This window comes from Vasconcelosia minhoensis LEGE 07310 (assembly GCF_015207255.1).
In the GTDB taxonomy this organism is placed as follows: domain Bacteria; phylum Cyanobacteriota; class Cyanobacteriia; order Phormidesmidales; family Phormidesmidaceae; genus Vasconcelosia; species Vasconcelosia minhoensis.
This window is the reverse complement of the sequence record NZ_JADEXG010000010.1, coordinates 1-20,646: the sequence shown is the minus strand read 5'-3', so window position 1 is coordinate 20,646 and position 20,646 is coordinate 1. Positions and strand designations below refer to the sequence as shown.

Annotated in this window: 19 protein-coding genes, 1 tRNA gene and 3 pseudogenes; 8 read left to right on the top strand and 15 right to left on the bottom strand. The window is 58.1% G+C overall.

Translation table 11 applies throughout. The features are described 5' to 3' along the window. Positions 1-16: 16 nt before the first annotated feature. The 3 genes from glgA to hemC form a co-directional block, all read right to left on the bottom strand. Positions 17-1,453: a glycogen synthase GlgA gene (glgA, locus tag IQ241_RS06115; protein WP_193905534.1), complete on the bottom strand. Its 1,437-nt coding sequence runs from the start codon at positions 1,451-1,453 to the stop codon at positions 17-19. A gap of 160 nt (positions 1,454-1,613) precedes the next feature. Continuing rightward, positions 1,614-1,868 (bottom strand): hypothetical protein, encoded by a 255-nt coding sequence (locus IQ241_RS06110; protein ID WP_193905533.1) that lies wholly within the window; start codon positions 1,866-1,868, stop codon positions 1,614-1,616. Between the two features lie 41 nt (positions 1,869-1,909). Continuing rightward, positions 1,910-2,869 carry a hydroxymethylbilane synthase gene (gene hemC / locus IQ241_RS06105; protein WP_193905532.1) on the bottom strand — a complete coding sequence of 320 codons (960 nt, stop codon included), beginning with the start codon at positions 2,867-2,869 and terminating at the stop codon, positions 1,910-1,912. Positions 2,870-3,016: 147 nt separating this feature from the next. Between hemC and IQ241_RS06100 the strand changes: the two genes are divergently transcribed. Continuing rightward, positions 3,017-4,318: a tetratricopeptide repeat protein gene (locus IQ241_RS06100; RefSeq protein WP_193905531.1), complete on the top strand. Its 1,302-nt coding sequence runs from the start codon at positions 3,017-3,019 to the stop codon at positions 4,316-4,318. A gap of 179 nt (positions 4,319-4,497) precedes the next feature. Here the strand turns inward: IQ241_RS06100 and IQ241_RS06095 are convergent, their stop codons facing one another. The 4 genes from IQ241_RS06095 to ndhM all read right to left on the bottom strand — a co-directional run bounded on the left by IQ241_RS06095 (position 4,498) and on the right by ndhM (position 9,624). Then, complete coding sequence (locus IQ241_RS06095) at positions 4,498-5,118, bottom strand: hypothetical protein (protein WP_193905530.1); 621 nt, start codon at positions 5,116-5,118, stop codon at positions 4,498-4,500. Positions 5,119-5,233: 115 nt separating this feature from the next. After that, the gene (locus tag IQ241_RS06090; protein WP_193905529.1) at positions 5,234-6,871 is read right to left on the bottom strand and encodes a CHAT domain-containing protein; all 1,638 of its coding nucleotides are present in this window, start codon (positions 6,869-6,871) and stop codon (positions 5,234-5,236) included. Positions 6,872-6,927: 56 nt separating this feature from the next. Then, positions 6,928-9,255 (bottom strand): PP2C family protein-serine/threonine phosphatase, encoded by a 2,328-nt coding sequence (locus IQ241_RS06085; protein WP_193905528.1) that lies wholly within the window; start codon positions 9,253-9,255, stop codon positions 6,928-6,930. 21 nt (positions 9,256-9,276) lie between these two features. Then, positions 9,277-9,624, bottom strand: a complete 348-nt coding sequence (gene ndhM / locus IQ241_RS06080) for an NAD(P)H-quinone oxidoreductase subunit M (RefSeq protein WP_193905527.1) — start codon at positions 9,622-9,624, stop codon at positions 9,277-9,279. A 78-nt stretch (positions 9,625-9,702) separates the two neighbouring features. On the opposite strand from ndhM, the gene IQ241_RS06075 reads away from it, so the two are divergent. Next, complete coding sequence (locus tag IQ241_RS06075) at positions 9,703-10,398, top strand: histidine phosphatase family protein (RefSeq protein WP_193905526.1); 696 nt, start codon at positions 9,703-9,705, stop codon at positions 10,396-10,398. Between the two features lie 199 nt (positions 10,399-10,597). After that, on the top strand, positions 10,598-11,515 hold the full coding sequence (locus IQ241_RS06070; RefSeq protein WP_193905525.1) for a hypothetical protein: 918 nt from the start codon (positions 10,598-10,600) through the stop codon (positions 11,513-11,515). 38 nt (positions 11,516-11,553) lie between these two features. On the opposite strand, the gene IQ241_RS06065 is transcribed toward IQ241_RS06070, so the two are convergent. Next, entirely contained in the window at positions 11,554-13,242 is a 1,689-nt protein-coding gene (locus IQ241_RS06065) for an ATP-binding protein (protein ID WP_193905524.1), read from the bottom strand. A 276-nt stretch (positions 13,243-13,518) separates the two neighbouring features. Between IQ241_RS06065 and IQ241_RS06060 the strand changes: the two genes are divergently transcribed. Further along, positions 13,519-14,109 (top strand): SRPBCC family protein, encoded by a 591-nt coding sequence (locus tag IQ241_RS06060; RefSeq protein WP_193905523.1) that lies wholly within the window; start codon positions 13,519-13,521, stop codon positions 14,107-14,109. A 77-nt stretch (positions 14,110-14,186) separates the two neighbouring features. Here the strand turns inward: IQ241_RS06060 and IQ241_RS06055 are convergent. After that, a tRNA-Glu gene (locus IQ241_RS06055) sits at positions 14,187-14,259 on the bottom strand. Positions 14,260-14,347: 88 nt separating this feature from the next. Beyond that, positions 14,348-14,629 (bottom strand): Npun_R1517 family heterocyst differentiation transcriptional regulator, encoded by a 282-nt coding sequence (locus tag IQ241_RS06050; protein WP_193905522.1) that lies wholly within the window; start codon positions 14,627-14,629, stop codon positions 14,348-14,350. Positions 14,630-15,149: 520 nt separating this feature from the next. Between IQ241_RS06050 and IQ241_RS06045 the strand changes: the two genes are divergently transcribed. Then, entirely contained in the window at positions 15,150-15,737 is a 588-nt protein-coding gene (locus tag IQ241_RS06045; protein ID WP_322743590.1) for a CPBP family intramembrane glutamic endopeptidase, read from the top strand. Between the two features lie 150 nt (positions 15,738-15,887). Here the strand turns inward: IQ241_RS06045 and IQ241_RS26385 are convergent. Then, a pseudogene (locus IQ241_RS26385) lies at positions 15,888-16,039 on the bottom strand (LemA family protein); the annotation flags it as partial. Between the two features lie 145 nt (positions 16,040-16,184). After that, on the bottom strand, positions 16,185-16,457 hold the full coding sequence (gene yccX, locus IQ241_RS06035) for an acylphosphatase (protein WP_193905521.1): 273 nt from the start codon (positions 16,455-16,457) through the stop codon (positions 16,185-16,187). 14 nt (positions 16,458-16,471) lie between these two features. On the opposite strand from yccX, the gene IQ241_RS06030 reads away from it, so the two are divergent. Then, complete coding sequence (locus tag IQ241_RS06030; RefSeq protein WP_193905520.1) at positions 16,472-16,957, top strand: TrmH family RNA methyltransferase; 486 nt, start codon at positions 16,472-16,474, stop codon at positions 16,955-16,957. A 179-nt stretch (positions 16,958-17,136) separates the two neighbouring features. On the opposite strand, the pseudogene minE reads toward IQ241_RS06030, so the two are convergent. The 3 genes and pseudogenes from minE to minC all read right to left on the bottom strand — a co-directional run. Continuing rightward, a pseudogene (gene minE / locus IQ241_RS26380) lies at positions 17,137-17,409 on the bottom strand (cell division topological specificity factor MinE); the annotation flags it as partial. Positions 17,410-17,442: 33 nt separating this feature from the next. Beyond that, on the bottom strand, positions 17,443-18,240 hold the full coding sequence (minD, locus tag IQ241_RS06020) for a septum site-determining protein MinD (RefSeq protein WP_193905518.1): 798 nt from the start codon (positions 18,238-18,240) through the stop codon (positions 17,443-17,445). A gap of 3 nt (positions 18,241-18,243) precedes the next feature. Beyond that, positions 18,244-19,149 carry a septum site-determining protein MinC gene (minC, locus tag IQ241_RS06015; protein ID WP_322743589.1) on the bottom strand — a complete coding sequence of 302 codons (906 nt, stop codon included), beginning with the start codon at positions 19,147-19,149 and terminating at the stop codon, positions 18,244-18,246. A 257-nt stretch (positions 19,150-19,406) separates the two neighbouring features. On the opposite strand from minC, the gene tilS reads away from it, so the two are divergent. After that, a complete protein-coding gene (gene tilS, locus IQ241_RS06010) occupies positions 19,407-20,444 on the top strand; it encodes a tRNA lysidine(34) synthetase TilS (RefSeq protein ID WP_193905516.1) in 1,038 nt (345 codons plus the stop codon). A 78-nt stretch (positions 20,445-20,522) separates the two neighbouring features. Further along, positions 20,523-20,646: pseudogene (locus IQ241_RS06005) on the top strand (photosystem II q(b) protein); the annotation flags it as partial.

Below are 20,646 nucleotides of genomic sequence, written 5' to 3'. Positions count from 1 at the left end.
CCCCAGCCCACACTGCCTAAGCGACTGGCGCAACCGTTTCTACCGCGCCGCCGTACTGAGCGGGAATCTGGCTCTCATAGGGCACCCCCATAATGTCGCTGTAGAGCCGGATATATTCCAGCGCCGACTTTTCCCAGCTAAAGTTCTGCGCCATGCCACGCCTTTGCAGCGCTTCCCATTGGGGCTTATGGCGGAAGGCTTCAGAGGCCCGAACCATGCAGGTAAACAGGTCTAGCGGCTCATAGCGGTCAAAGCAGTAGCCGGTTCCCGCTGCGTTGACCGGGTCGTTGTGGCTGACCGTATCGACCAGGCCGCCGGTACGTCGCACGATCGGCACGCAGCCATAGCGCATAGAAATCATCTGGCTGATGCCACAGGGCTCAAACCGCGAGGGCATCAGAAAAGCGTCGGCGCCCGCATAGATTTTGCTGGCCAGATCGTTGCTATACATTAGGTAGGTAGACATGCGTCCGCCGTGGCGATTGGCCATTTCCCACAGCTGACCCTCGTAGTAGCGATCGCCCGTCCCCAGCAGCACAAACTGGGCGTCGGAATAGGCCAGGAACCGGTCCATCGTCTGCAAAATTAGATCGATGCCTTTTTGCTCCACTAGCCGACTCACCATCCCGACCAAAAAGGCGTCTGGATTTTCGTTCAGGCCCATATGGCGCTGTAGGGCAACCTTATTTTTGGCCCGTTTATCCAGTGCCTCAGCCGAGAAAGCAAAGTCAACATGCTCATCGGTTGCTGGGTCAAAGGCGTCTAGATCAATCCCATTGAGCACCCCGCTGAGCCGACCGCTGATGAAAGACAGCAGCCCCTCCAGCTGTTCGCCATACTCGGGCGTCTGAATCTGCTGGGCGTAGGTGGGCGAGACCGTGTTTACCCAATCGGCATACTGGAGCGCCGCTGCCATCGTATTGTGTCCCTGCATGAACCAGGGACACCAGGTAATGCGCTCTAGCTTCCAGCGCCAGGGACCCTGGTAGGCCAAGTTGTGGATGGTAAAGACGGTGCCGATATCCGACGTCTCATGCATCCACACCGGGATCATGCCCGTGTGCCAATCGTGGCAGTGAATGATGTTGGGCTTCCAATAGTTCCAGGCAAACTCAGCCGCACCGTTAGCAAAGAAGGTAAAGCGCCAGTCCTCATCTTCACCCGAGTAGATGCGCTCGGGGTCAAAGGCCGGATGGCCAAACAGATAGAGGGGCACGTCGGTATTGGGCAGCTTGGTCTCATATACCGCAAACGAGTTAAACATCGCCTGCCCCCACCAGACCGGCTCAGAGGGAATGCTCAGCTTTTGGTTGAGCATGCCGTAGTAGGGCATAAAAATTCGGACATCGTGTCCCATGTCGCGCAGGATCTTGGGCAGCGAGCCAACGACATCGCCCATGCCGCCTACCTTGGCGAGGGGGGCGGCTTCTGCGGCCACAAATAAAATTCGCATTCAAAACTCCACCGGCGTTGGGACAGTTGATTAAGCAAAACTCGTCTAAACACTATCGCATTTCGGGGTCGCCGTCAGCGCTCTGAAAGACTAGCCAGAGGCAGCTAAGCGGGTATCACTGGCTCAAGCTTCCCTGGTATATCAAGGTTTAGGTACCTTGCTAAGGGCCTTCTAAAGTACCCGTAAGTCGCTGTAGAATAGCATCCAATTTACTGCCGTTCGATTTAACTTCTGCCTCAATTGTTTCAAGCTTTCCTTTGACTTCTTCAATCTCCCGCTGCTGAAGCTCGAATGCTTCCGAGATCCAGCCGCTGGGGTCTAGAATCTGGTCATGCTCATCCAGCTGATTCTCAACCCGAGTCAGGCGCTTTTCGACTGAGGCTAATCGTCTCAGCCAGTCTAGGTTTTCACTCATGACTGACCTCCAGAGATATAATCAAGTATAGTGGCTAGCTTCTAAGCTCGGCTAGCTGCCGTAATCTCATCCAAAATTCCCTGTGCTCCGGCAGCTTTGGCCCGCTTAGCCAGGGTCGTACCGAGAGCCTCGGCCTCAGCGGGAGCGCCCTGAATGTTGTCCTTAATCAGGCGCTGCCCGTCCAAACTCGCCACGATGCCCGTCAGCGTCAGCTGGTCGTCAACGAGGATCGTATTGACGCCGATCGGCACCTGACAGCCGCCCTCAAGCTCTCGCAAGAAGGCTCGCTCTGCCTGGCAGCGGCAGGCCGTAGGTAAATGCTCCAGCGCTTTCACGATTGAGAGGATTTCGCTATCATCGCTGCGACACTCAATTCCCAGTGCGCCCTGCCCAACGGCGTGGAGTGAAATCTCGGGCGGCAGAATCTGGTCGATGCGATCGCTCATCTCCAACCGCCGCAATCCCGCTACGGCCAGAATAATCGCGTCATAGTCGCCCTCGTCGAGCTTGCGCAGCCGGGTATTGAGATTACCGCGAATATCTTTAAACTCAAAGTTGGGGAAATGATGCCGCAGCTGGGCCAGTCGTCGCAGAGACGAGGTGCCGATTACCGCATTCTCAGGCAGCGTATCGATTTGCTGACCTTGATGTTTAGCATTCAGGACGAGCGCATCGGCTGGGTCTTCGCGCTCGGTGACGCAGCCCAGCATTAGCCCCTCGGGCAGGCGAGTGGGCAGATCTTTAAGCGAGTGAACGGCAAAATCAATCGTGCCGTCGAGCATGTCGCTTTCCAGCTCTTGCGTAAACAGTCCCTTGTCGCCAATCTTAGAAAGGGACACGTTGAGAATCTTGTCGCCCTGAGTTTCCATCGTTTTGACCTCAAACTTGAGGTGGGGAAACTGTTTTTGCAGCTCTGCCTGCACCCAGTGAGTCTGAACTAGGGCGAGCTGGCTCTTGCGAGAGCCAATTCGGACGGTACGCATAGCGACGTTTGCGGTCATGGGGAGTTTGCTAGGATGGTTTTCAGTGGGGCTGCGGCTGGCACCTGAACTGATAGGCCAGACTTAAACAGGAGTTATACCGGATCTCCAGGGTACAGCAATCCTGCCCTGGTCATGGGCGATGGGACCAACTGTGAAGTTCTGCGAATGAACATACATTTCCGTTTGCGGCATTTAGACGTCAGACTGCGGCCGGTACTGAGACCTTTGCAGGCGATTGCCTGTCAGGCTGCCCTGCTGCTGACCCTGGCTCAGCCCAGCTTGGCCCAGAGTATCGACCCCCAGCTGCGGCAGGACTTTTTATCTGATCCGCTGACCGAAACGCCTCGCGACCCGCTGCTACCGTCACCAGTCGTCGAGCGACCGCTCAGTCCGTTAGAGCGATCGCGGCTTTCCCAAGCGCTCGACGAGCTCAACCGAGAAGCCCAGCAGCGTTTGGCTGTAGGCCAGGTCGATGCGGCATTTGAGATCTGGCGACGAGAGCTGCGGCTGCGGCGAGCCCTGGGCCGGTCGGCGGAGCTGGCCGCCATTAGCCGGGTCGGGCCAATTGCCTGGCAGCAGGAGCGCCCGGTCGAAGTCCAGCTGCTAACGCTGCGGCTGCGAGAAATTGTAACTGCGGCTCAGCCTGGAGCGGATGAGGATAGAAATGAAATAGATGAGGACGAAGATGTCCTGGCTCCGCCGCTGAACGAAGCTCAGCTAGAGACCGTAGCCGAGACCTTTCGGGTGCTACGCGCCGTGGATGACGCGATCGCGGCCTACGAGCAGCTGGCCCAGCTGGCCGCCGACCGGGGCGACGGCCTGGCCCAGCGGCGGCGGCTCAATATTCTGGCTCAGATTCATCTAGATTGGTTCCGGTTTGCCGACGCGGCAGAGGTCTACCGCCGCCTGCTGGCCGATGCCCGAATTCAAAACAGCCTAGAGCAGCAGGAGTTTTATCTGATTCAGCTGGTTTACAGCTATCAGCAGGGCGACTCGCTGACCAACGCGATTCGCGCCCAGACCGACCTGCTAGCGGTCTACCAGCGCCAGGGGCGGATAGCGCAATACCCGCCCCTGGAACTCGCGATCGCCCGCAACTACCGCGACCTGAACCGGCCCAATGACGCGATCGCCTATTACCGAGCCGCCTATGTAGCGGCCCAGCAGCTCCAGCAGTTCAGCTTTGCTAGCCAGGTTCTGCAAGACCTGGGCCAGCTTTACGCGACTCAGGGCCAGACAGAAGAGGCCCTGCTGGCCTACAACCTGCTGGTCAAAGCCGAGCAGCAGTCCTACAACACCTATGGTGAGATGAATGCCTACGACGCCATCGGCCAGCTGCAACGCTCCCAAGGCAATTCGTTTGAAGCCCTTCAGGCGTTCGAAAGAGGGCTAGTGTTGGCCAATCGGCTCAGCTACCGACAGGACTACTTTACCGAACAAATTGAGCAGGTCAACCAGCAGCTTTAAGCAGGCACAGGGTCATGATTCAAAGAGAAGAACATCCATGCCGCTATTTTCAATATCAATACGGGAAAAGGATTCTATCTGATTCATGTTTTGCTTAAGTGCAGACAGCATCGAGGATGACAAATGCTACCACTCATTGTCTATATCATACCTGGGCTTTCCAACTTTCAAAGTATTGCCTAAGAGCTTAAGCGGAGCTGGTCCAAAGCATAGCGAGCGGCTGCCAGTCCTAATCTGGCCTGCTCCATCGGCGATAGGTCAGCCCACTGGGCCTGGCGGACTGAGCGGATTGCTAGCTCTAACGTTTCATCCTGATTGCCGTCACGCCTGCCATCCCGCATCGCGTAGGCCAGGGGGCGGGCCATCACGCGCAAGTCGGCCTCGGCCCAGCCAGAGAGCAACTCTTGGACACAGGCAATCATCTGATCGGCGAGCGGGCGGCCACTGGCAACTAACTCTATGGCCCGGGCGCTGATTTGCTGAGATAGGGCGGGCGAGAGCCGACCCGCAAACTTTTGCTCAAGCTGCTGCGGCAGCGACACTTGACTTGCCCATTGCTGATCTAGCTGGTGTGAAAGCGCCTGCCATCCCTGGGTGGCTTCAGCAGCCGAAATATCCAAGGATTCACCCGCTGCCTCAGCCTGCTGCCAGTAGGACCAGGCAGCGGGGTCAGCGGGCTGCCAGGGATATTCTCCCGCAGATTCTCCCGCAGCATCGAGCAGTCGCTGGAGCAAGGCTAACTCAGCGGCGGTCTGGGCAGCATCAGAACGAGACGAGGGATCGGCCATGGTTTTGCACATTGCGTTAGGGGAAATTATAAAGGCTGATAGGGGAGGAATACAGTCCTGACTGAACCGGTTCCGGGGTAAACCCAAACTATCTATCAAATTGTGTAGATGTACTGATGGGCTTGTCCTAAGAGAGTGACGGCGATTCCAGGACAAATTCTAATAGCTGTCCCTCAGGACTGCCGAAGCGGAGCTGAATTCCCGGATATAGGGTGATTTCCTGCCGGTGTACCTGCCGCCAGCTGCGGCCATCTAGATAAAATGTACCGTAGCGAGAGATGTCCCGCAGAAAGTAAACCATTTCTGTGCCTCCAATTCCCGACTGTGCAGCCACCCGACGGTAAAAAATTTCGGCATGTCGGCTAGAAACCCAGGGTTCAGCAATCACCAAATCATTGTCGTCGGGCAGTCGCCCAACCCGCATCAGACCGCCAACAATCGGCCAGGCTAGCTGCGGATTGTTGGCATCGCGTAGCGATGCCAAGGCTTTTCGAGATCGCACGCTGGTGCCCGTATCTCCAGGCAGGTAAGTGATATCAGTCGGAATGGGATAGAGCAAGATACCGTCAAAATCGGGATGCATATAGAGCACGGGCAGGGTCCAGGCCGGCTGATTGAAATGGTAGAGCGTGAGCAGGTGCTGACGCGCGATCGCGACTGCCTCATCGACTGCTTTACGCTCGGCGAGCTTCTGAGCCAACACCTGAATAAAACTAATTGCCTCTTCATCAGCAATCGAATCACGCATCGCCAATACCGCAGGTATCCCATGGTGCAGCAGGACCTCAGCCAGACTGCTGCGGGGAATCGCCTGCTGACCGCTGCGGTCGGGCTGAGCTCCCCAGCAGGTATTAAAAACCGCCAGTTTGACCTGGCAACGGTTCAGAACCTGGGCCAGTTCGGTCCCGCTCAGCGTAGCCTCTGAAAGAAATAGCAGCCCGCCATCGGGTGCTGAAACTCCGTGACCCGCGTAGAAAAAAACATTGTATGCGCCCTTTTCTAACTGTTCAATCAGCTCAGCCGAGCTTGGCTCTAGCAAGACATCGACCTGCCGCCGAGCGCTGGGCCGCGGGCTCAGGTCGCTGCTGTGCTCTAAAATTTGCTTCAGTAGTGCCGCCTCCTGCTCCAGCTGCAGCTCGGCCTGGATCTCATTGCCCATCCGGCCCCCGTCCTGACCCAGCACCAGTAAAATTTTCAAGGCTTTATCCAGACCTCGGTCCGCTAGCGGGTCAACGTCGCTGGTGGTGCGGCTAAACAGCGTCTGCTGGCTCAGCGACAGCGACTGACGGCCCGGCTGGGGCTGCATGATTTCCCAGGGCAGGGCAGTTAAGTCCGGGTCACGAATCTCCAGCCGCAGCCGCAGCGGCACATCCTGTCCGACCGCCATCCCCTGGCTCTGAGCAAGGCTGCTCTGGACCGGGCCGTCAAACAGCCACTGCCACAGGTTGACGCCCAGGTGCTGCATCAGGCGGCTGCTGTAGCTAGTCGCCTGAGCCTGTTCTACGGCGCCCCCCTCCAGCTCTGTTTGGATCAACTGGGGGACATAGGCTGAAGGAATATGGGGCACCTCTGGCAGGCCCCGCAGAGAAAACATCGACTGCCAGTTTTGCCAAGCCTGGGTAAGGGCATGGCTCCAGATACAGTCGTGGTGGACATGACCGCCGGGATAGGGCGAATTCAATACCCAGATGGCGTAATGCTCTGGGTCGGCTGCGGTCAGCCGATCGACCGCTAACCACAGATTGAGAGGCTGAGAATCAGACATCGCATTGCTTGACAGGAAGGGATGACGGGCGCTAGGAAGCGGATTAGCAGGCAAAGCTAGCGACGGCAGATACCTTGCTGCGACCGCGGCAGACCCTCCACCTTGACGGCGATGGGGGCGACCTGGGACTCCTGAATCCAGCCTTCGGCCCCTGGCTGAAAAACTGCTGAGTCAGCTGGAGTCGGTGAGGCTGCCGGATTCGTCGCTGGCGTGGCTGGGGTCGGTAGCGGGGTCGGCCCAGATTCCATCGGCGGCGCGGCCAGTGAGGTATCTGTAGAAACTGAGCAGACTTTGATTCGTACCCAGCGCTGCTGGTCAGCACCGGACGGTTTATGCAGGATCTGAACAATACTGCCAGCAGGTAGGGTGCCTTGGGCCGGGACGGCGGCGGACTGAGACGCTGACTGAGACACCGCCTCTAAGCTGTCATAGAGGGTTAGTAGCGGCGGCGATGACCCTTCTGCGGCAGCCGTAGACTGCTGGATCCGAACAAAGGAGTCGCGCTCCAGGCTAGGGGGTGGCATAGTAGCGCCAGGTTCCACGAGCGGATCAGCACCATCGGACTGAGGCAGCTGGCGAGCTAGCCGCTCGGTCCCAGCTCCCCAAAGCACCCAGCCCGCCACCCCAAAGATGGCTAACAGGACTAATCCGCTCAGCAACAAGGGAAATCGACGGGTAGACGCCTTGGTCCTGTAATCAGGCCCGAGTTCGGCTTTTAGACTGGGCTGGGTCGCCGCAGCGGGCTCGGTCAAGGGCGGAGTGAAAAGCGCCGGGTCAGCGTCAATCTGAACCTTGCTCCCCACGACTGAAGCCGGCACCGCTCGGGTCGAGGGCTGCCTGACTCGCACCTGGAGAATTCCTACGGTGACGTTGTCGTGGCCGTTGTACCGATTGGCCAGCTGCACCAGCCGTCGGGCACTGGCGGCGGCGGTCTGCTGACCCGCAACGACAGGCAGCAGCTCCTGCTGCCAAAACTGCTCGATTCGGTCATGGTCGCTAAGGCCGTCGGAGCAGAGTAGAAAGACGCTGTCTGCGTCTAGGATAAATTGCTGGACAGTTGGATAAAGGGCTGTTGCAGGTCCCATTCCTAGCGCCTGGATTAGCGAACCCGAGCCGGGATGATCGAGGACCTGACGATAGAAGCCGTAGCCTAGCCGCATCTCTCGGGCCGCCACGTCATCGTCCAGGGTGGCCTGTTGACAGCTTTGGTGACTGATTCGATAGGCGCGGCTGTCACCCACATGGGCGAGGTAGAGGTAGGAGCCATGGACCAACGCTAGGACCAGCGTAGTGCCCATGCGATCGCGCGCCTGCCGCTGGGAGCGATCGTTTTGCGCGGAAATTTCATCATTGGCCGCCGCGATCGCCTCTTCCAGAGCCTGCACCAGGTCAATGGCGTGAGCCGGAGCGGCAAGCGAGCTGAGGACGGGTTCTAGATGCCGCCGCAGGACTGCGATCGCCAGCTTAGATGCGACATCCCCGCCCTGGTGACCGCCGATGCCGTCGCAGACTAGCAGCAGTAGCGACTGCTGGGCGGGCGGCGAGACCTCAAGCTGCTGCACTGTACCGCTAGCGGGGTAACAGGCGTCTTCATTGCGCTGCCGCGACGGCCCCTGGTCGGTATAAACGGCCAGGTCATAGACCATCTTCTGACCCTGGGCGCAGATCTCCAGGGCCTGCTGAAGCTGGCGTTCGAGCTGCTCTGGCGAGGACTGCTGCATGCCTTGAATCAGCGCTTTTAGAAACGGCGCGATCGCGGGTTGAGCGGCTTTTGCTAAGTCCAGCCAGGACTGGCCCAGCTGGCCTAGCGACGGCATTGCGCCAGCCTGAAGCTGCCGCAGCCGTAGGGTCGAGCCGTCTACCCGCAGTAGCTCGGGCTGGCACAGCGTCTGCGCCACCTGCTGAGCCTGAAACGGCTGCCAGAGTTGGGCAATCTGCCAGAGCCAGTTGAGCTGTCGTAGGGGTGGCGCGTCCAGCCAGCTCTGGGCTAGCGTCGGCAGCAGGGCGACTGGGTTAGCAGTCGTCGCAATCGCGCTATCCTCCAGCAGTAGGCAATCTCCCGCCGCCGTCGCGAAGGCCGCGTAGGGGCGGGGCACCTGCAGCGGATAGGCCGCTAGGTGAAGATAGGCGACCAACTCCGGCGGCAGCTCCTGGGGAGATTCGGGCGGCTGGCCAGGCCGGGTATCGAGAAAGATTTGGGACTGGACCAGCCGGTAGCGGCGGTTCAGGATAGCACCCGGATGGAGGCCGCTGACCCCGGCCCCAACCCCCCATAGATAGCGATGCGGCAGCGCCAGCCCGCAGACCTGGCAGGCAGACCTATCCTCGGGATTGGCGGCCTGGCAGCTGGGGTTGGGGCAGGTAATCACGGACGCTTCACCCACAGGGAAGAATAGGCTAAACGGTTAAGCGGTAGGCTGATCGGAGGTAACCCGGGGCAGTCCCAGGCTGTAGTTTAAGACACGGCTTTTCAGGTTGTAGCTGATCTCGCCAGACTGGAGCAGCCCTCGGACAAAATGTTCTAAATCGGACCCAATCCGACGCAGGTTGTAGTCGGTCAGGGCTTCGCCCTTAGCGTTGCCGACCAGCCGGTCAAACTCAGCGTTGACCTTTTGCCGCGCTTCATCGCTCCAGTTCAGCTCGTTGTCTGGGTCAATGTCGAGGGTTAGCACCTGGTCACTGGGGATCAGCTCGTTATCTTTAACCTCTGCTGCAAAGATATGGACATGACGGGTCGTGGATTTTAGCAGCATCAGCAGTCGCTCACCAGTAAACTTAAAGGCTCTGCGACCTATTGTAAACGCTCTGCTAGCGGAATTGCTGACGAACCGATGACCTATTTGAAACTGCTGCTGCTGCGCCATGCCCAGTCAGCCGGTAACGCGGCGACTCGGATGGAGGGACAAAGCTCAACCGCCCTAACGCCCCTGGGACAGCAGCAGGCACAGCGGCTAAGTCAGGTCCTTTATCAGCAGCAGGCTCCGCCCGCCTGTTTTTATACCAGTCCCCTGCTGCGGGCAGTGCAGACGCTAGAGGCCCTGGCCCAGCCCTGGCGCTCAGCCGGGCACGACTGCCCGGTTTATCAGCAGGCCCAGCTACAGGAACTGCATGCGGGGATCTTTCAGGGCCTGACCTGGGCCGAAGCGATGGATCGCCATCCGGATTTATGCCAGCGGCTGATGGCATCGCTAGACTGGCTGCCGGTGCCTCAGGCCGAGACGCTCAGCGCCGCCCACACCCGAGCGGCAAAGTGGGTAAGGCAGATTTTGCAGACCCACCAGCCGGGCGAGACAGTTTGGGCCATTTCCCACGGGGGCATCCTACAGCAGATTATTGCGGTGCTGCTGGGCTGCGATCTCACCTGGAAATTAACCATTCCCAATACCGCCCTGTTTGAGTTCTGGCTCGCAGAACCAGGCAGAACGTTGACTGACAGCGAAAACCGCTTTAACCCAGAAGCCCAGATCATCCGCCGGTTTAACGATTGTTCGCACTTGCAGCCATTGGCCCGGCATAATCTTATATAGCGCTTGCTTTACCCCGTCTCACATTTCCTTTATTCTCAATTTTCCTTTATAAGAATAGAGGCACGAAACCGCCCTGTTCCAATATCCGTCTCACTGCTCCTGTCGAGACCGTCGAGAAACTGCCCCCTGCTGTTCAACTGAATCATCAACTGACAGGTACCTAGATCGTTTCACTTGACTGACTTGCAGAGGTTTTTATATGACTAATCCCGCCAATGATATTCTCGGGCAAGCCCGTCAGGGAAGCGTTGCGGCCATTATTCAAATTCTCAACGAGCGGCTGGCCGACAGCGGCATTCGTACTCGGGCGATGTTTTCAGATGGCATTTTGCAACTGCTATGCGAAGCCAAGACACCTGAGCAGCTCGAAAAGTCCTTCGTTGTAGAGCGAGTGCAGCAGATTTTAGAGGCGATCGCGCCGCACCGCATCCGCAAAGTCAACGTCAACAGCCGCATTGTGCGCGAGCATCAGCTGCTCTGGCTGGAGGAAATTAGCCGTGACCCCGAGCGCTTTTTGCTGTGGTCTGAGATCATCACCCTGAAGCAGCCCAACCTGCTCCGGCGCTTACAGCCACCTTCAAAAGCCCCTCCGTCTAAGGTCAGCCTGGGCCAGCGGCAGCCAGTCCAGCCGGGCCGACCATCGCCGCTGATGGTTGGCATAGCTGGCACCACGGCAGCGGCTCTGCTGCTAGCCGCAGTTTGGGCAGGCCGCAGCGGGCCTACCCAAGTCACCGAGGCACCGGTCGCGCCCGTAGCCTTGCCCGAACGCCCCCCGGAACCTGGGACAGAACCGGCTGCCGCGCCCGAAACCTTCGCAACGACAGTGGCGCCGTCCGAACCTGCTGCCGCTACTCCTCCGGCGCCGCCAGCCCCAGCTGAGACCGCGCCGCCCGCAGACCCCTTCGCCGACGCGGTACGCCTGGCCGAGGCGACTTCTGCTCGCGGCAAGACGGCTACTACGGCGGCTGAGTGGTTGGAGCTAGCTGCGAGCTGGCAGCGCGCCTCTGACCTAATGGCCGAAGTCACCCCTGAGAGCGATCGCTACGCTATCGCCCAGGACCGGGTGAAAGTCTACCGAGCCAACAGCCAGGAAGCCCTCAAGCAGTCCAAGCTCTAGCCGTTGCGCTTTAACCTCGCCCAGGCCTCGCTCAATGCTCACTCAATACTAAGGCCGCCCACGGTCTCGGGCCGCGATCGCGCTGCCACCGGGGCCTGCCGCAATTGCTGCGATCGCTGCCGGTGCTGCTGAAAATAGTCCTGCCAAGCGGTCGGCGCGTTCAGGGTTTCGCCGCCGTGGCGGGTGAGCCGCTGGCGCACCTGGCAGAGCACCGGCGTATTTACGCAGGCCCCAGAAATAATCACCTGCCCCTTGGTCAGGGCGGGTAGCTCCTTCAGCAGGTCGCGCCCCGCCGCTTCGACGCCGTACTTCAGGCTTTCCTGATCGACCGGATTGACAATCCGCATCAGAAACTGGCTCATGCACTGGGAGAGCACGTCCGAGTCCAGCTTGCCGGGGCGCTGGGTAATCAGCCCTACCCCCAGGCCAAACTTGCGACCCTCGCTCAGGATGGTGCGCAGGATTGCTTTACAGCGAGCCGGTTCGTGAGCCGGGCAAAAGCGATGGGCTTCTTCAATTAGGGTAAAAATCGGATAGGGCAGATAGTTTTCATCGGCTTCAGTCAGCTTTTCCTTGGCCGTATTCATCCGGGCCTGATAGCTCTGGCGCAGCACCGCCGCGCAGATCACCTGCTGCTCTTCCTGGCTAATTTCGTTCATTTGTAGCACCGTCACCTGCCCTGGTTCAAACAGGTCGCGCGGCGCTAAATGATTCATCTGGTGGAAGTAGGGCGAGCGGGCAAAGCGCTCTAGCTTCCAGGTGATGGCCGGGGCGGAGGAGCCGATTTTTTCATTGCCCTCGTCATCGACGGAGAGGTCGGCCTCATTCACCGCGGCAATCAGATCGTCGACGTTCCAGCGATACTCGCCGGAGCGATGTCGCTTCAGGAGGGTAAATGCCTTATTTAGAATCGACTGCTGGCGATCGCTCATCTCCGGCAGCAGGGTCATCACGTCGTAATAGTCGAGGGAAGAAATCCGGATGCAGATGTCGTCGGGGGTGAGAATTTTCACCTTGGGAGCATAGCCATCGGCGGTAGCAAAGGCCGGGTGGCCCCGCATTTCAGCCAGCGTACCGTATTCGCCATGGGGGTCAAAAATCAGCACCGCGGCCCGATTGTAAGGCTGTAAGAATTCCTCGATCAGCACCCCAGCCGTGTAGCTCTTGCCCGAGCCGGTGCCGGCCAAAATCGCCATGTGCGTACTGACCAGCTCTTTCACATCCAGCGCCACCGGCACCGCGCCGCCTGGCCGCAGCAGCAGCGAACCCACCCGGGCCGAGCCCACCTCGCCGGGCTGCCGCTTATTCACCACCTGGCGCAGGGTGTCATCGTCGGTAATATAGACCTTAGCGCCGGGGTCGGGGGTGAGGCGGGGGTTGATAAAACCCAGAGCCGGGTGAAAATAGCCGATCACATCGACGGTGACTTCGTAGAGCTCGGGGCTGGGATGGACAAAGCCGACTAGGGCCGCGATCGCGTCTGGGCTAATTTCAGTATCGGCAAAAATTCGGTCGGGCAGATGTTCGGTCAGGCGGCGGGCGGAGATTTTACCTAAAATTTGCAGCGTTTGGGATGGGCTGTCGGGCGCAGTCACGTCATAAAAGACAAATTCGCCAATCTTCACCTGGCGGTTATTCGCCGTGATGAACACATACTGATTGCCGTTTTCCCCCGGTCCTTTGACCGTACCGATCACCACCGACTCGGAAGTTGCCAACTGGGCCATAGGACGTTTTACAGCGCTGCCTTTTGAAGGTTATAGCAGGTTCTGAAGGGTAACAGCATACAAATTTACTATTCGTTCGCCTCGAGCCTGCCTGATATTGAGTCCGCCTGATACTGATATCGCTGCGGTCTTGTGACTTTAGCGGGGCACACTGTAGCAAGATGACTTGGGGAAGCTTCAGTCATCCGCTAGAATAGTGAGCTGAACTCCTCATTCAGGGTCTACTCAATCCAAGGAGTCTACCAACGGCTCTACGAATGGCATAGCAGGTGTGTTATGGTTCCAAACTCCGCTCCTGAAGACCTAACCCCTCAGCCCCCAGCTGAGGCCCTGACGGCTGAGTATTTAGGCATCGATCCCGCCATCCTGGACCGGGTCGATATCACGACGGAAAAGCTACCCGCCCGGCAGCGGCGAATTTTGGCGGCTATCACCATTCCTCAGCCGCTGGAGCAGGTTTGGCAGGTGCTGACCGACTACGATCGGCTGGCCGACTTCATTCCCAACTTAACCACCAGCCGCCGACTGCCCCACCCGGAGGGCGGCATCCGGCTGGAGCAAATTGGCGCCCAGTGCTTTTTGAACATCAAGTTCTGCGCCCGCGTCGTGATTGATATGTCCGAGTCTTTCCCAAAGGAGCTCAGCTTCTCGCTGGTCAGCGGCGACTTCAAAGCTTTCGACGGGGCCTGGCGGCTTTCGCCAGCAGAGGTAGGCGGCCTGTCCGCCACCCGGCTCTCCTACGACCTGGTGGTCCAGCCACCGCGAGCGATGCCAGCCAAGCTGATCGAGCGGCACCTCTGCCACAACCTGACGGAAAATCTAGTGGCCATCCGGCAGCACGCGATCGCGCAGTTCAGCCCAGCCTAGTGAAATAATTTTCACAGTGGGGTCACTATCTAGTCATTATCTAGATTGAGGCTGATGGGTGCAGCTCTTTTAATCAATACCCCCAGGGGAATTCGAATCCCCGTCGCCTCCGTGAAAGGGAGGTGTCCTAGGCCTCTAGACGATGGGGGCATAGGCTTTTGACCTTAACCAATATAGCGGCTAATTGGAAAACCTGTCAAACCTGGAGCAGTTTTTTCCGGCGAACTCCAGATGAGGCCTACAGTAGGGATTTCGAGTTGCGCAGGCGGATTAGCTGCCGTCTCATCTCTGGCGTCGCCTGCACCTCATCCATTTGTTTTATGGCGACCTGACTGTCTAGGGTTTCCAGATATTCGTCGCTGCCGTAGCTCAGGGCGTCCAGCAGCAGGGGCAGCAGCTCGTCCTGATTCTCCATCACCTGCTGCCGCTCTTCGATGATTCGAACTTTTAATCGAACCTCGCATTCGTAGAGGCCAACTTCTGCTGAAAGCGGATTGTTTGTTTTAGTCGAGCCAGCCATATTCAAAACTTGCTTCCTAGAGGGTTAAACACTGAGGGAACAGAGCTAATTTCGCAATTTCAGAAAATGACTGAGTAAACGAAGGCGGCGCTATCCCCTACTAATAAAGGAACCCGGCGCTCGAATTAAAATAACAGCTAAAAAAGTTGATGGCTGTAGAGCCGAAGAGCCCGAAGTACTAAAAATAGGAAAATACGGGCAACAACGTCTCTACCCAAAAGTAAGTTGTCCGTACAAACTGGCAGATGAACCTTCCCAAATGCGATGAATCATGAAAACCTTATGAATGTAAATGTTGACTTAATCACTAGAGATTCAGTCTTCTACAATATACTCATTGCTGATATAAAATCGGGCGACAAAAATAGTCAATGAAGATTTTGTGAAAACACGGCTTTGGGCCTAAATTCAGGTCGGGTCTCAGCTCAAGCGGCCCTGCCAGTTGATTCCCCGTCACCAGGGCTAGAGCCGGACGTATAAAATATGAGCAGCTTCCAAACGCCGTTCTTGTAGGTCCGCTGTGAACCAACCCCCCTCCCAGAGTCCCGAAATTGAGCCGCTGAGCCGGGTGCAGCTGCTGGTAGCGATGGCAGTGACGGCGATCGTGCTGTTGGTGATTGCTCGACTGTGGCTGCTGTTTGACAGCACGGTGCAGCTGCCGCTGGTGGTGCAGCCGATTGCGATCGCGTTGGGCCTAGCCGTCGGTGCAGGCATTTCTCTAGCGAGTGCCGCAGTCTACCAAATCTGGCCAGCCTACCGGCGCAGCGCTGACTTCTATCTCAGGTTTGTCCTAGCTCCCTTACTGCCCGCTGACGCGCTTTGGATGGGACTCCTGCCTGGCCTGAGTGAGGAGCTGCTATTTCGCGGTGTGATGCTGCCTGCAATTGGTTTGAATGCAACGGGCGTCATCGTGTCGAGCCTATGCTTCGGCGTATTGCACATGACCGGCTGGCGGCAGTGGCCCTACGTCGTTTGGGCCTCAGGTATCGGCCTGATTCTGGCGCTGAGTGCGCTCATGACTGGGAACCTGCTGGTGCCGGTGATCGCCCATATCACCACCAACTCTGCTTCTAGCCTGATTTGGAAGCTCCAAACGGCACGGGAATAAGTTATAGGCAAGGACTTTGAGAAAAGGCGGCATCGGGTAGCCCAGGGCAATCAGGATCGCCCGCAGCAGCTCGGCTTCCCGGTCAGTCCCCTGCTGGTCTACCAAAACCATATGGGCGCAGGCATCGACCCGCGACTGCTTGAGCTTGGGGCTCACCGCCTGATTTCGCGCATTGATCAACGCCGCTAGCGTTTCGCGCTCGTGCTGCATGTAGCCTTTGGCAGTCTCCACCAGGTTGGGAATCCGGTCTAGCGGCGCTGGAACTGCACGTCGATCTGAGTATAGGCGTTGCGGTAGCGATTGGCAGCGTCACCCGGCAGTTATAGCTCTGCCAGACGACGATCGCGACGAACGCGACAGCCCAATCAGGACAAAGCGCAAAATGGCTGTGGCAGACATAGTAAGGTACCCGAAGACATCTACCTCAAGATACCCATTCCAAATTTGCTATTTCGAAATTTCAAACGCGCTAAAAGGCTGCCCCGCCGCGAGTGCTTCTGACTCCACCCGCTCAACCCGGGCCGCTGGCGGCCCCTGCTGTGTCCAGCTCAGCAGCTGCTGAATCGCCGCTGCATCTCCTTCGGCGACAATTTCTACCGTGCCGTCGGACTGGTTCTGCACATAGCCTACCAGACCCAGCTGCTGCGCCTGTTGTTGCGTGTGGTAGCGATACCCGACGCCCTGCACCCGCCCATGAACCGTCAGCTTAACTCGCTGCATCTGTCGCTCTCCCCATGACTTTCTCCGATCATCTACCACGCCACGGGCTGATTGTCTGCGCCAGCCTAGTACAAAATTCGCTGAACCTGGGCGGGCTCTGTCGGACGGCGGAAGTTTTTCGGCTCGAGTGCCTGGTACTGCCCGATCTGGCGATGGCCGAATCCTGGACGTTCCGCCAGGTTGCCGTCTCGGCTCAGCGCTGGCAGCCGCTGGCGACCTGCCCGCCCGAGCAGCTGGCGAGCTGGCTCATAGCGCAAAAAGCTCGCGGCTATCGTTTGGTGGGGCTGAGTCCGCGAGGACAGCATGACCTGCCCGCCTATGAATTTAGGCAAAAATCGGTGCTGCTGCTGGGGCGAGAGCTGACTGGAATTCCACCTGAGCTAGAACAATGCTGTGACGACGCGATCGCAATTCCCCAGTTTGGTCAGGTCGCCTCGCTCAACGTCCACACGGCAGCCGCGATCGCCATCTATGAGTACATCCGCCAACACAGCGACTAAAACGCCTTATCGTGGCGACCGTCGGGATCATCGATCACAACGAATTCTTTGCTCCGTGGCAGCGTCGGCGTCGGTTCTTCAGTTTCATCACGAAGCAGAATGTCGCCGTCACTCAGATCGAGCTCAATATCAGCCGCCTCTAATTCGGCATCGATCGGCCTGTCGGGAGCCGTATTTGGGGGCCGCATCCGCCGAATCGGCACGTTGGCAATCAGAGCCGTGACACGCTGGTCGGTTTCCAGGGAGAATTCCAGCGTTTCAAAATCGATTTCAACATAGCGCGAGACGACCTGTATAATTTCCTGACGCATGCGTTCGAGCGTCTGCGGATCCAGGTCAAGCCGGTCGTGGGCTAGGACGATCTGCAATCGGCGCTTGACGTCGTCACGGCTGTGCTGCGTGCGACCACTAAAGAGCCGGTCGATCAGATCGCTAATTACGGGAATTGTCATGAAAGCTCATGGGTTAGGGAGTGTCACCGGAGTCTAGGGATCAAACAGCCGCTTCAGACGGGTCAAGAAACCCTCTGGCGGCGCGCTCAGATCCATTAGGGGCACTTTTTCACCCTGGAGGCGCAGGGTGACGTTGGCGAAGGCCATTCCTGCCAGAGAAAGCTTTTCCTCTAGAATTAGCGGTTCGCCTTTATTGGTAGACACGATTACCTGCTCGTCGTCGGGGATGACGCCTAAGAGCGGAATCGACAGAATACCTTGGACATCTTTTACGGACATCATCTGCCCAGCTTCTACCATAGCGGGTCTCAAGCGGTTAATAATCAGCCGCACAGCTTTAATGTCGTTCGCCTCAAGCAGCCCAATCACCCGGTCGGCGTCTCGAACGGCAGAAATCTCCGGCGTGGTAACGATGATCGCTTCGCGGGCGGGCGCGATCGCGTTGCGGAATCCCATCTCAATCCCGGCGGGGCTATCAATTAAAATAAAGTTATAGACCTTGGTTAGGGCCTTCACCAGTCGCTGCATTTGCTCGGGCTTAATCGACTCCTTAGAGCGGTTTTGAGCCGCCGGCAGCAGCGCTAGGTTGGGCTGCCGCTTATCCTTAACCAGCGCCTGGTCGAGCCGACATTCACCCGCTAAGACATCGATCGCCGTGTAGACAATCCGATTTTCTAACCCCAGCAGCAGATCCAGGTTACGCAGACCGAAATCGGCATCGATTACGGCAACGCGCTGGCCCGACTTGGCCAGGGCCATCCCTAGGTTAGCGGTGCAGGTCGTTTTACCAACGCCTCCTTTACCGGAGGTCATGACAATAATACGGCTCATGGTCTATGCATTATCTTGCGCCATCGGCGCGTTCAGGTATACCTGGGCAAATTCGTCAGCAACGGCAATGCGAATTCCTTCAGGGCCAACATAGGCGACCTCTGGCCGATACTGGGCGGGGGGCTGTTCGGGGGAGCGAGCAACCTTATCGGCAATTCGCAGCTGGGTAGGCTGCATATACAGGGCCATGATCCGGCAGTCGATATTGCCGCCAGAGCCCGCATGGGCAACGCCACGCAGCCTTCCCCAGACAAAGATATCGCCCTCTGCGACAATTGAGCTGCCCGGGTTGGTATCGCCGAGGATAATAATCGTGCCGGAATGTCGCACTTCTACCCCAGACCGCAGCGTGTACTGTAGGTACAGCGGCTCTTCTAAAACCTGGCCGGAGGGCGTCTGGGTTTGGCCCAGGTAGGATAGGGCAGTCTGCTGCTCGACCGAATAGCCCGCCGTTGCCGCCGCTACTGCCGTCTGTCGACGGCTGGTGTAGATTCGCTTCAGCGGCAGATTAGCCGTTCCGAGCATGTCGTCGATATCTTGAATCTGGCGGCTGTCGAGCAGACGATCGCGGGCAATCATATGCACCGGCGTATGGGGCTGGAGAAACCGCTCGCTGGCGTCCAGTCGCTGTCTCAGCTGGTGCCTCAGCTCCTCACTATTGACCGGGTTGCGGCTATTATCGGGGTCGGGGGGCAGGAGGAGAAGCAGCCGACCGCGATCGCTCTTAAACTGCACCTGAAGATTGGGATTGTTCTCAGATTTCGTCTCTGGCGACTCAGCGTCATCCAAATTGGACTCAATTTCCAAGATGAAATCCTCTGTCGCCTCGATATCGATGGGCTCCCCGTCATCTATCAATTCAGCCGATTCAGCCGATACGCCGTGGTAGATTTGATCGCCAGCACCCACCTCTAATCTATTCCCGTTGGCATCCGCAGCGGCATCCCCAGTATCCCTGGTGTGCCCAGTATTTCCGATCTGCATATAATAAGAGGAGTCTGAAATCATCGGCCGATTCCCAGCGGTCATCGTCTGTCAGGCAGCGAACTTTGACATATTAGATCACTATTGACCTTAGGGATTAATGATTGGCGGACACACGGGCCATTGTCAATCCCTATCAGGCCAATCTACCCCTGGTTTAAAGGGTTCAGCAAACCAGCGTAATGAAACCTTGGCATCCGCTCCAGGCCCGACTGCATCGACAGCTGAAAACACGGGCACTGCTGCCCCGTCAAAGCTCGATCCTAATAGCCGTCTCCGGCGGGCAGGACTCGCTCTGCCTGGCACAGCTCCTGATGGGCCTGCAGCCGCACTGGGGCTGGCGGCTAGCGATCGTCCATGGCGACCACGGCTGGCGCCCGGACTCAGCCGCCAACGCGGCCCATGTCGTCGGCCTGGCGCAACAATGGCAGCTGCCGGTTTGGGTTGAGACTGCTAAGGTGCCGCCCGCTAGCGAAGCAGCCGCCCGACGTTGGCGCTATCAGACCTTTGAGGCCCTAGCTCAGCAGCACGGCTACAGCACTATCGTTACCGGCCACACCGCCAGCGACCGGGCCGAAACTACGCTCTATAACCTGATTCGCGGCAGCGGTCTAGATGGCCTCCAGTCCCTGACCTGGACGCGATCGCTGAGTCCAACTGCGCCCCATCTGACCCTAGTGCGCCCGCTGCTCGCCTTCACCCGCCAGGAAACCGGCTGCTTCTGCCAGGAGCAAGGCCTGCCAATCTGGACAGACAGCAGCAATGAGGACCTGGGCTTTCGCCGCAACCGCCTGCGCCGGGAGCTGCTGCCCTATATCCGCCAGCATTTCAACCCGCAGGCTGAGCGAGCCCTGGCCCAGACCGCAGAGATCGTCACCGCCGAAGTGGCCTATCTAGACGCTGAAACCGATGGCTGGTACGAGCGAGCCGTGACCCCCCATACCCAGCCATCGGCCTGGGAGATGAGCCAGTCGGTACTCCAGCAGGCCCCTCTGGCCCTCAGACGCCGCCTCTGTCGCCGGCTGTTACAAGCGGCTCTAAACCAATCGCCCAGCTTTGACCAGGTCGAAAAGCTCAGCGCCCTAGCCAACAGCCCTAACGGCAGCCAGACCGATCCGTTTCCAGGAGGCGCGATCGCGATCGTGCGCCAGGGGAGTATCTGGCTGGTGCCATCTGAAGACGATGCGAGAAAACTTTACAAAACTAAGCAATTGAGATAATATTACTCATACAGCTGAGCAAATTTTCTTTACCTTGCTTATCTGTATCTGAAAACTAACAACGGAATCATCCATATTATGACAACGACACTACAGCAGCGCAGCAGCGCTTCACTGTGGGAGCAGTTTTGTCAGTGGGTCACAAGCACCGAGAACCGCCTGTATGTAGGCTGGTTCGGCGTGCTGATGATCCCGACCTTGC

Coding starts and splice junctions, on each gene's coding strand:
- tilS (WP_193905516.1), top strand. CDS start 19,407: ATGAAACCTTGGCATCCGCTCCAGGCCCGACTGCATCGACAGCTGAAA.
- IQ241_RS06050 (WP_193905522.1), bottom strand. CDS start 14,629: ATGGCTGGCTCGACTAAAACAAACAATCCGCTTTCAGCAGAAGTTGGC.
- IQ241_RS06095 (WP_193905530.1), bottom strand. CDS start 5,118: ATGTGCAAAACCATGGCCGATCCCTCGTCTCGTTCTGATGCTGCCCAG.
- minD (WP_193905518.1), bottom strand. CDS start 18,240: ATGAGCCGTATTATTGTCATGACCTCCGGTAAAGGAGGCGTTGGTAAA.
- IQ241_RS06070 (WP_193905525.1), top strand. CDS start 10,598: ATGACTAATCCCGCCAATGATATTCTCGGGCAAGCCCGTCAGGGAAGC.
- IQ241_RS06110 (WP_193905533.1), bottom strand. CDS start 1,868: ATGAGTGAAAACCTAGACTGGCTGAGACGATTAGCCTCAGTCGAAAAG.
- hemC (WP_193905532.1), bottom strand. CDS start 2,869: ATGACCGCAAACGTCGCTATGCGTACCGTCCGAATTGGCTCTCGCAAG.
- ndhM (WP_193905527.1), bottom strand. CDS start 9,624: ATGCTGCTAAAATCCACGACCCGTCATGTCCATATCTTTGCAGCAGAG.
- yccX (WP_193905521.1), bottom strand. CDS start 16,457: ATGCAGCGAGTTAAGCTGACGGTTCATGGGCGGGTGCAGGGCGTCGGG.
- IQ241_RS06100 (WP_193905531.1), top strand. CDS start 3,017: ATGAACATACATTTCCGTTTGCGGCATTTAGACGTCAGACTGCGGCCG.
- IQ241_RS06060 (WP_193905523.1), top strand. CDS start 13,519: ATGGTTCCAAACTCCGCTCCTGAAGACCTAACCCCTCAGCCCCCAGCT.
- glgA (WP_193905534.1), bottom strand. CDS start 1,453: ATGCGAATTTTATTTGTGGCCGCAGAAGCCGCCCCCCTCGCCAAGGTA.
- IQ241_RS06075 (WP_193905526.1), top strand. CDS start 9,703: ATGACCTATTTGAAACTGCTGCTGCTGCGCCATGCCCAGTCAGCCGGT.
- IQ241_RS06090 (WP_193905529.1), bottom strand. CDS start 6,871: ATGTCTGATTCTCAGCCTCTCAATCTGTGGTTAGCGGTCGATCGGCTG.
- IQ241_RS06030 (WP_193905520.1), top strand. CDS start 16,472: ATGACTTTCTCCGATCATCTACCACGCCACGGGCTGATTGTCTGCGCC.
- IQ241_RS06065 (WP_193905524.1), bottom strand. CDS start 13,242: ATGGCCCAGTTGGCAACTTCCGAGTCGGTGGTGATCGGTACGGTCAAA.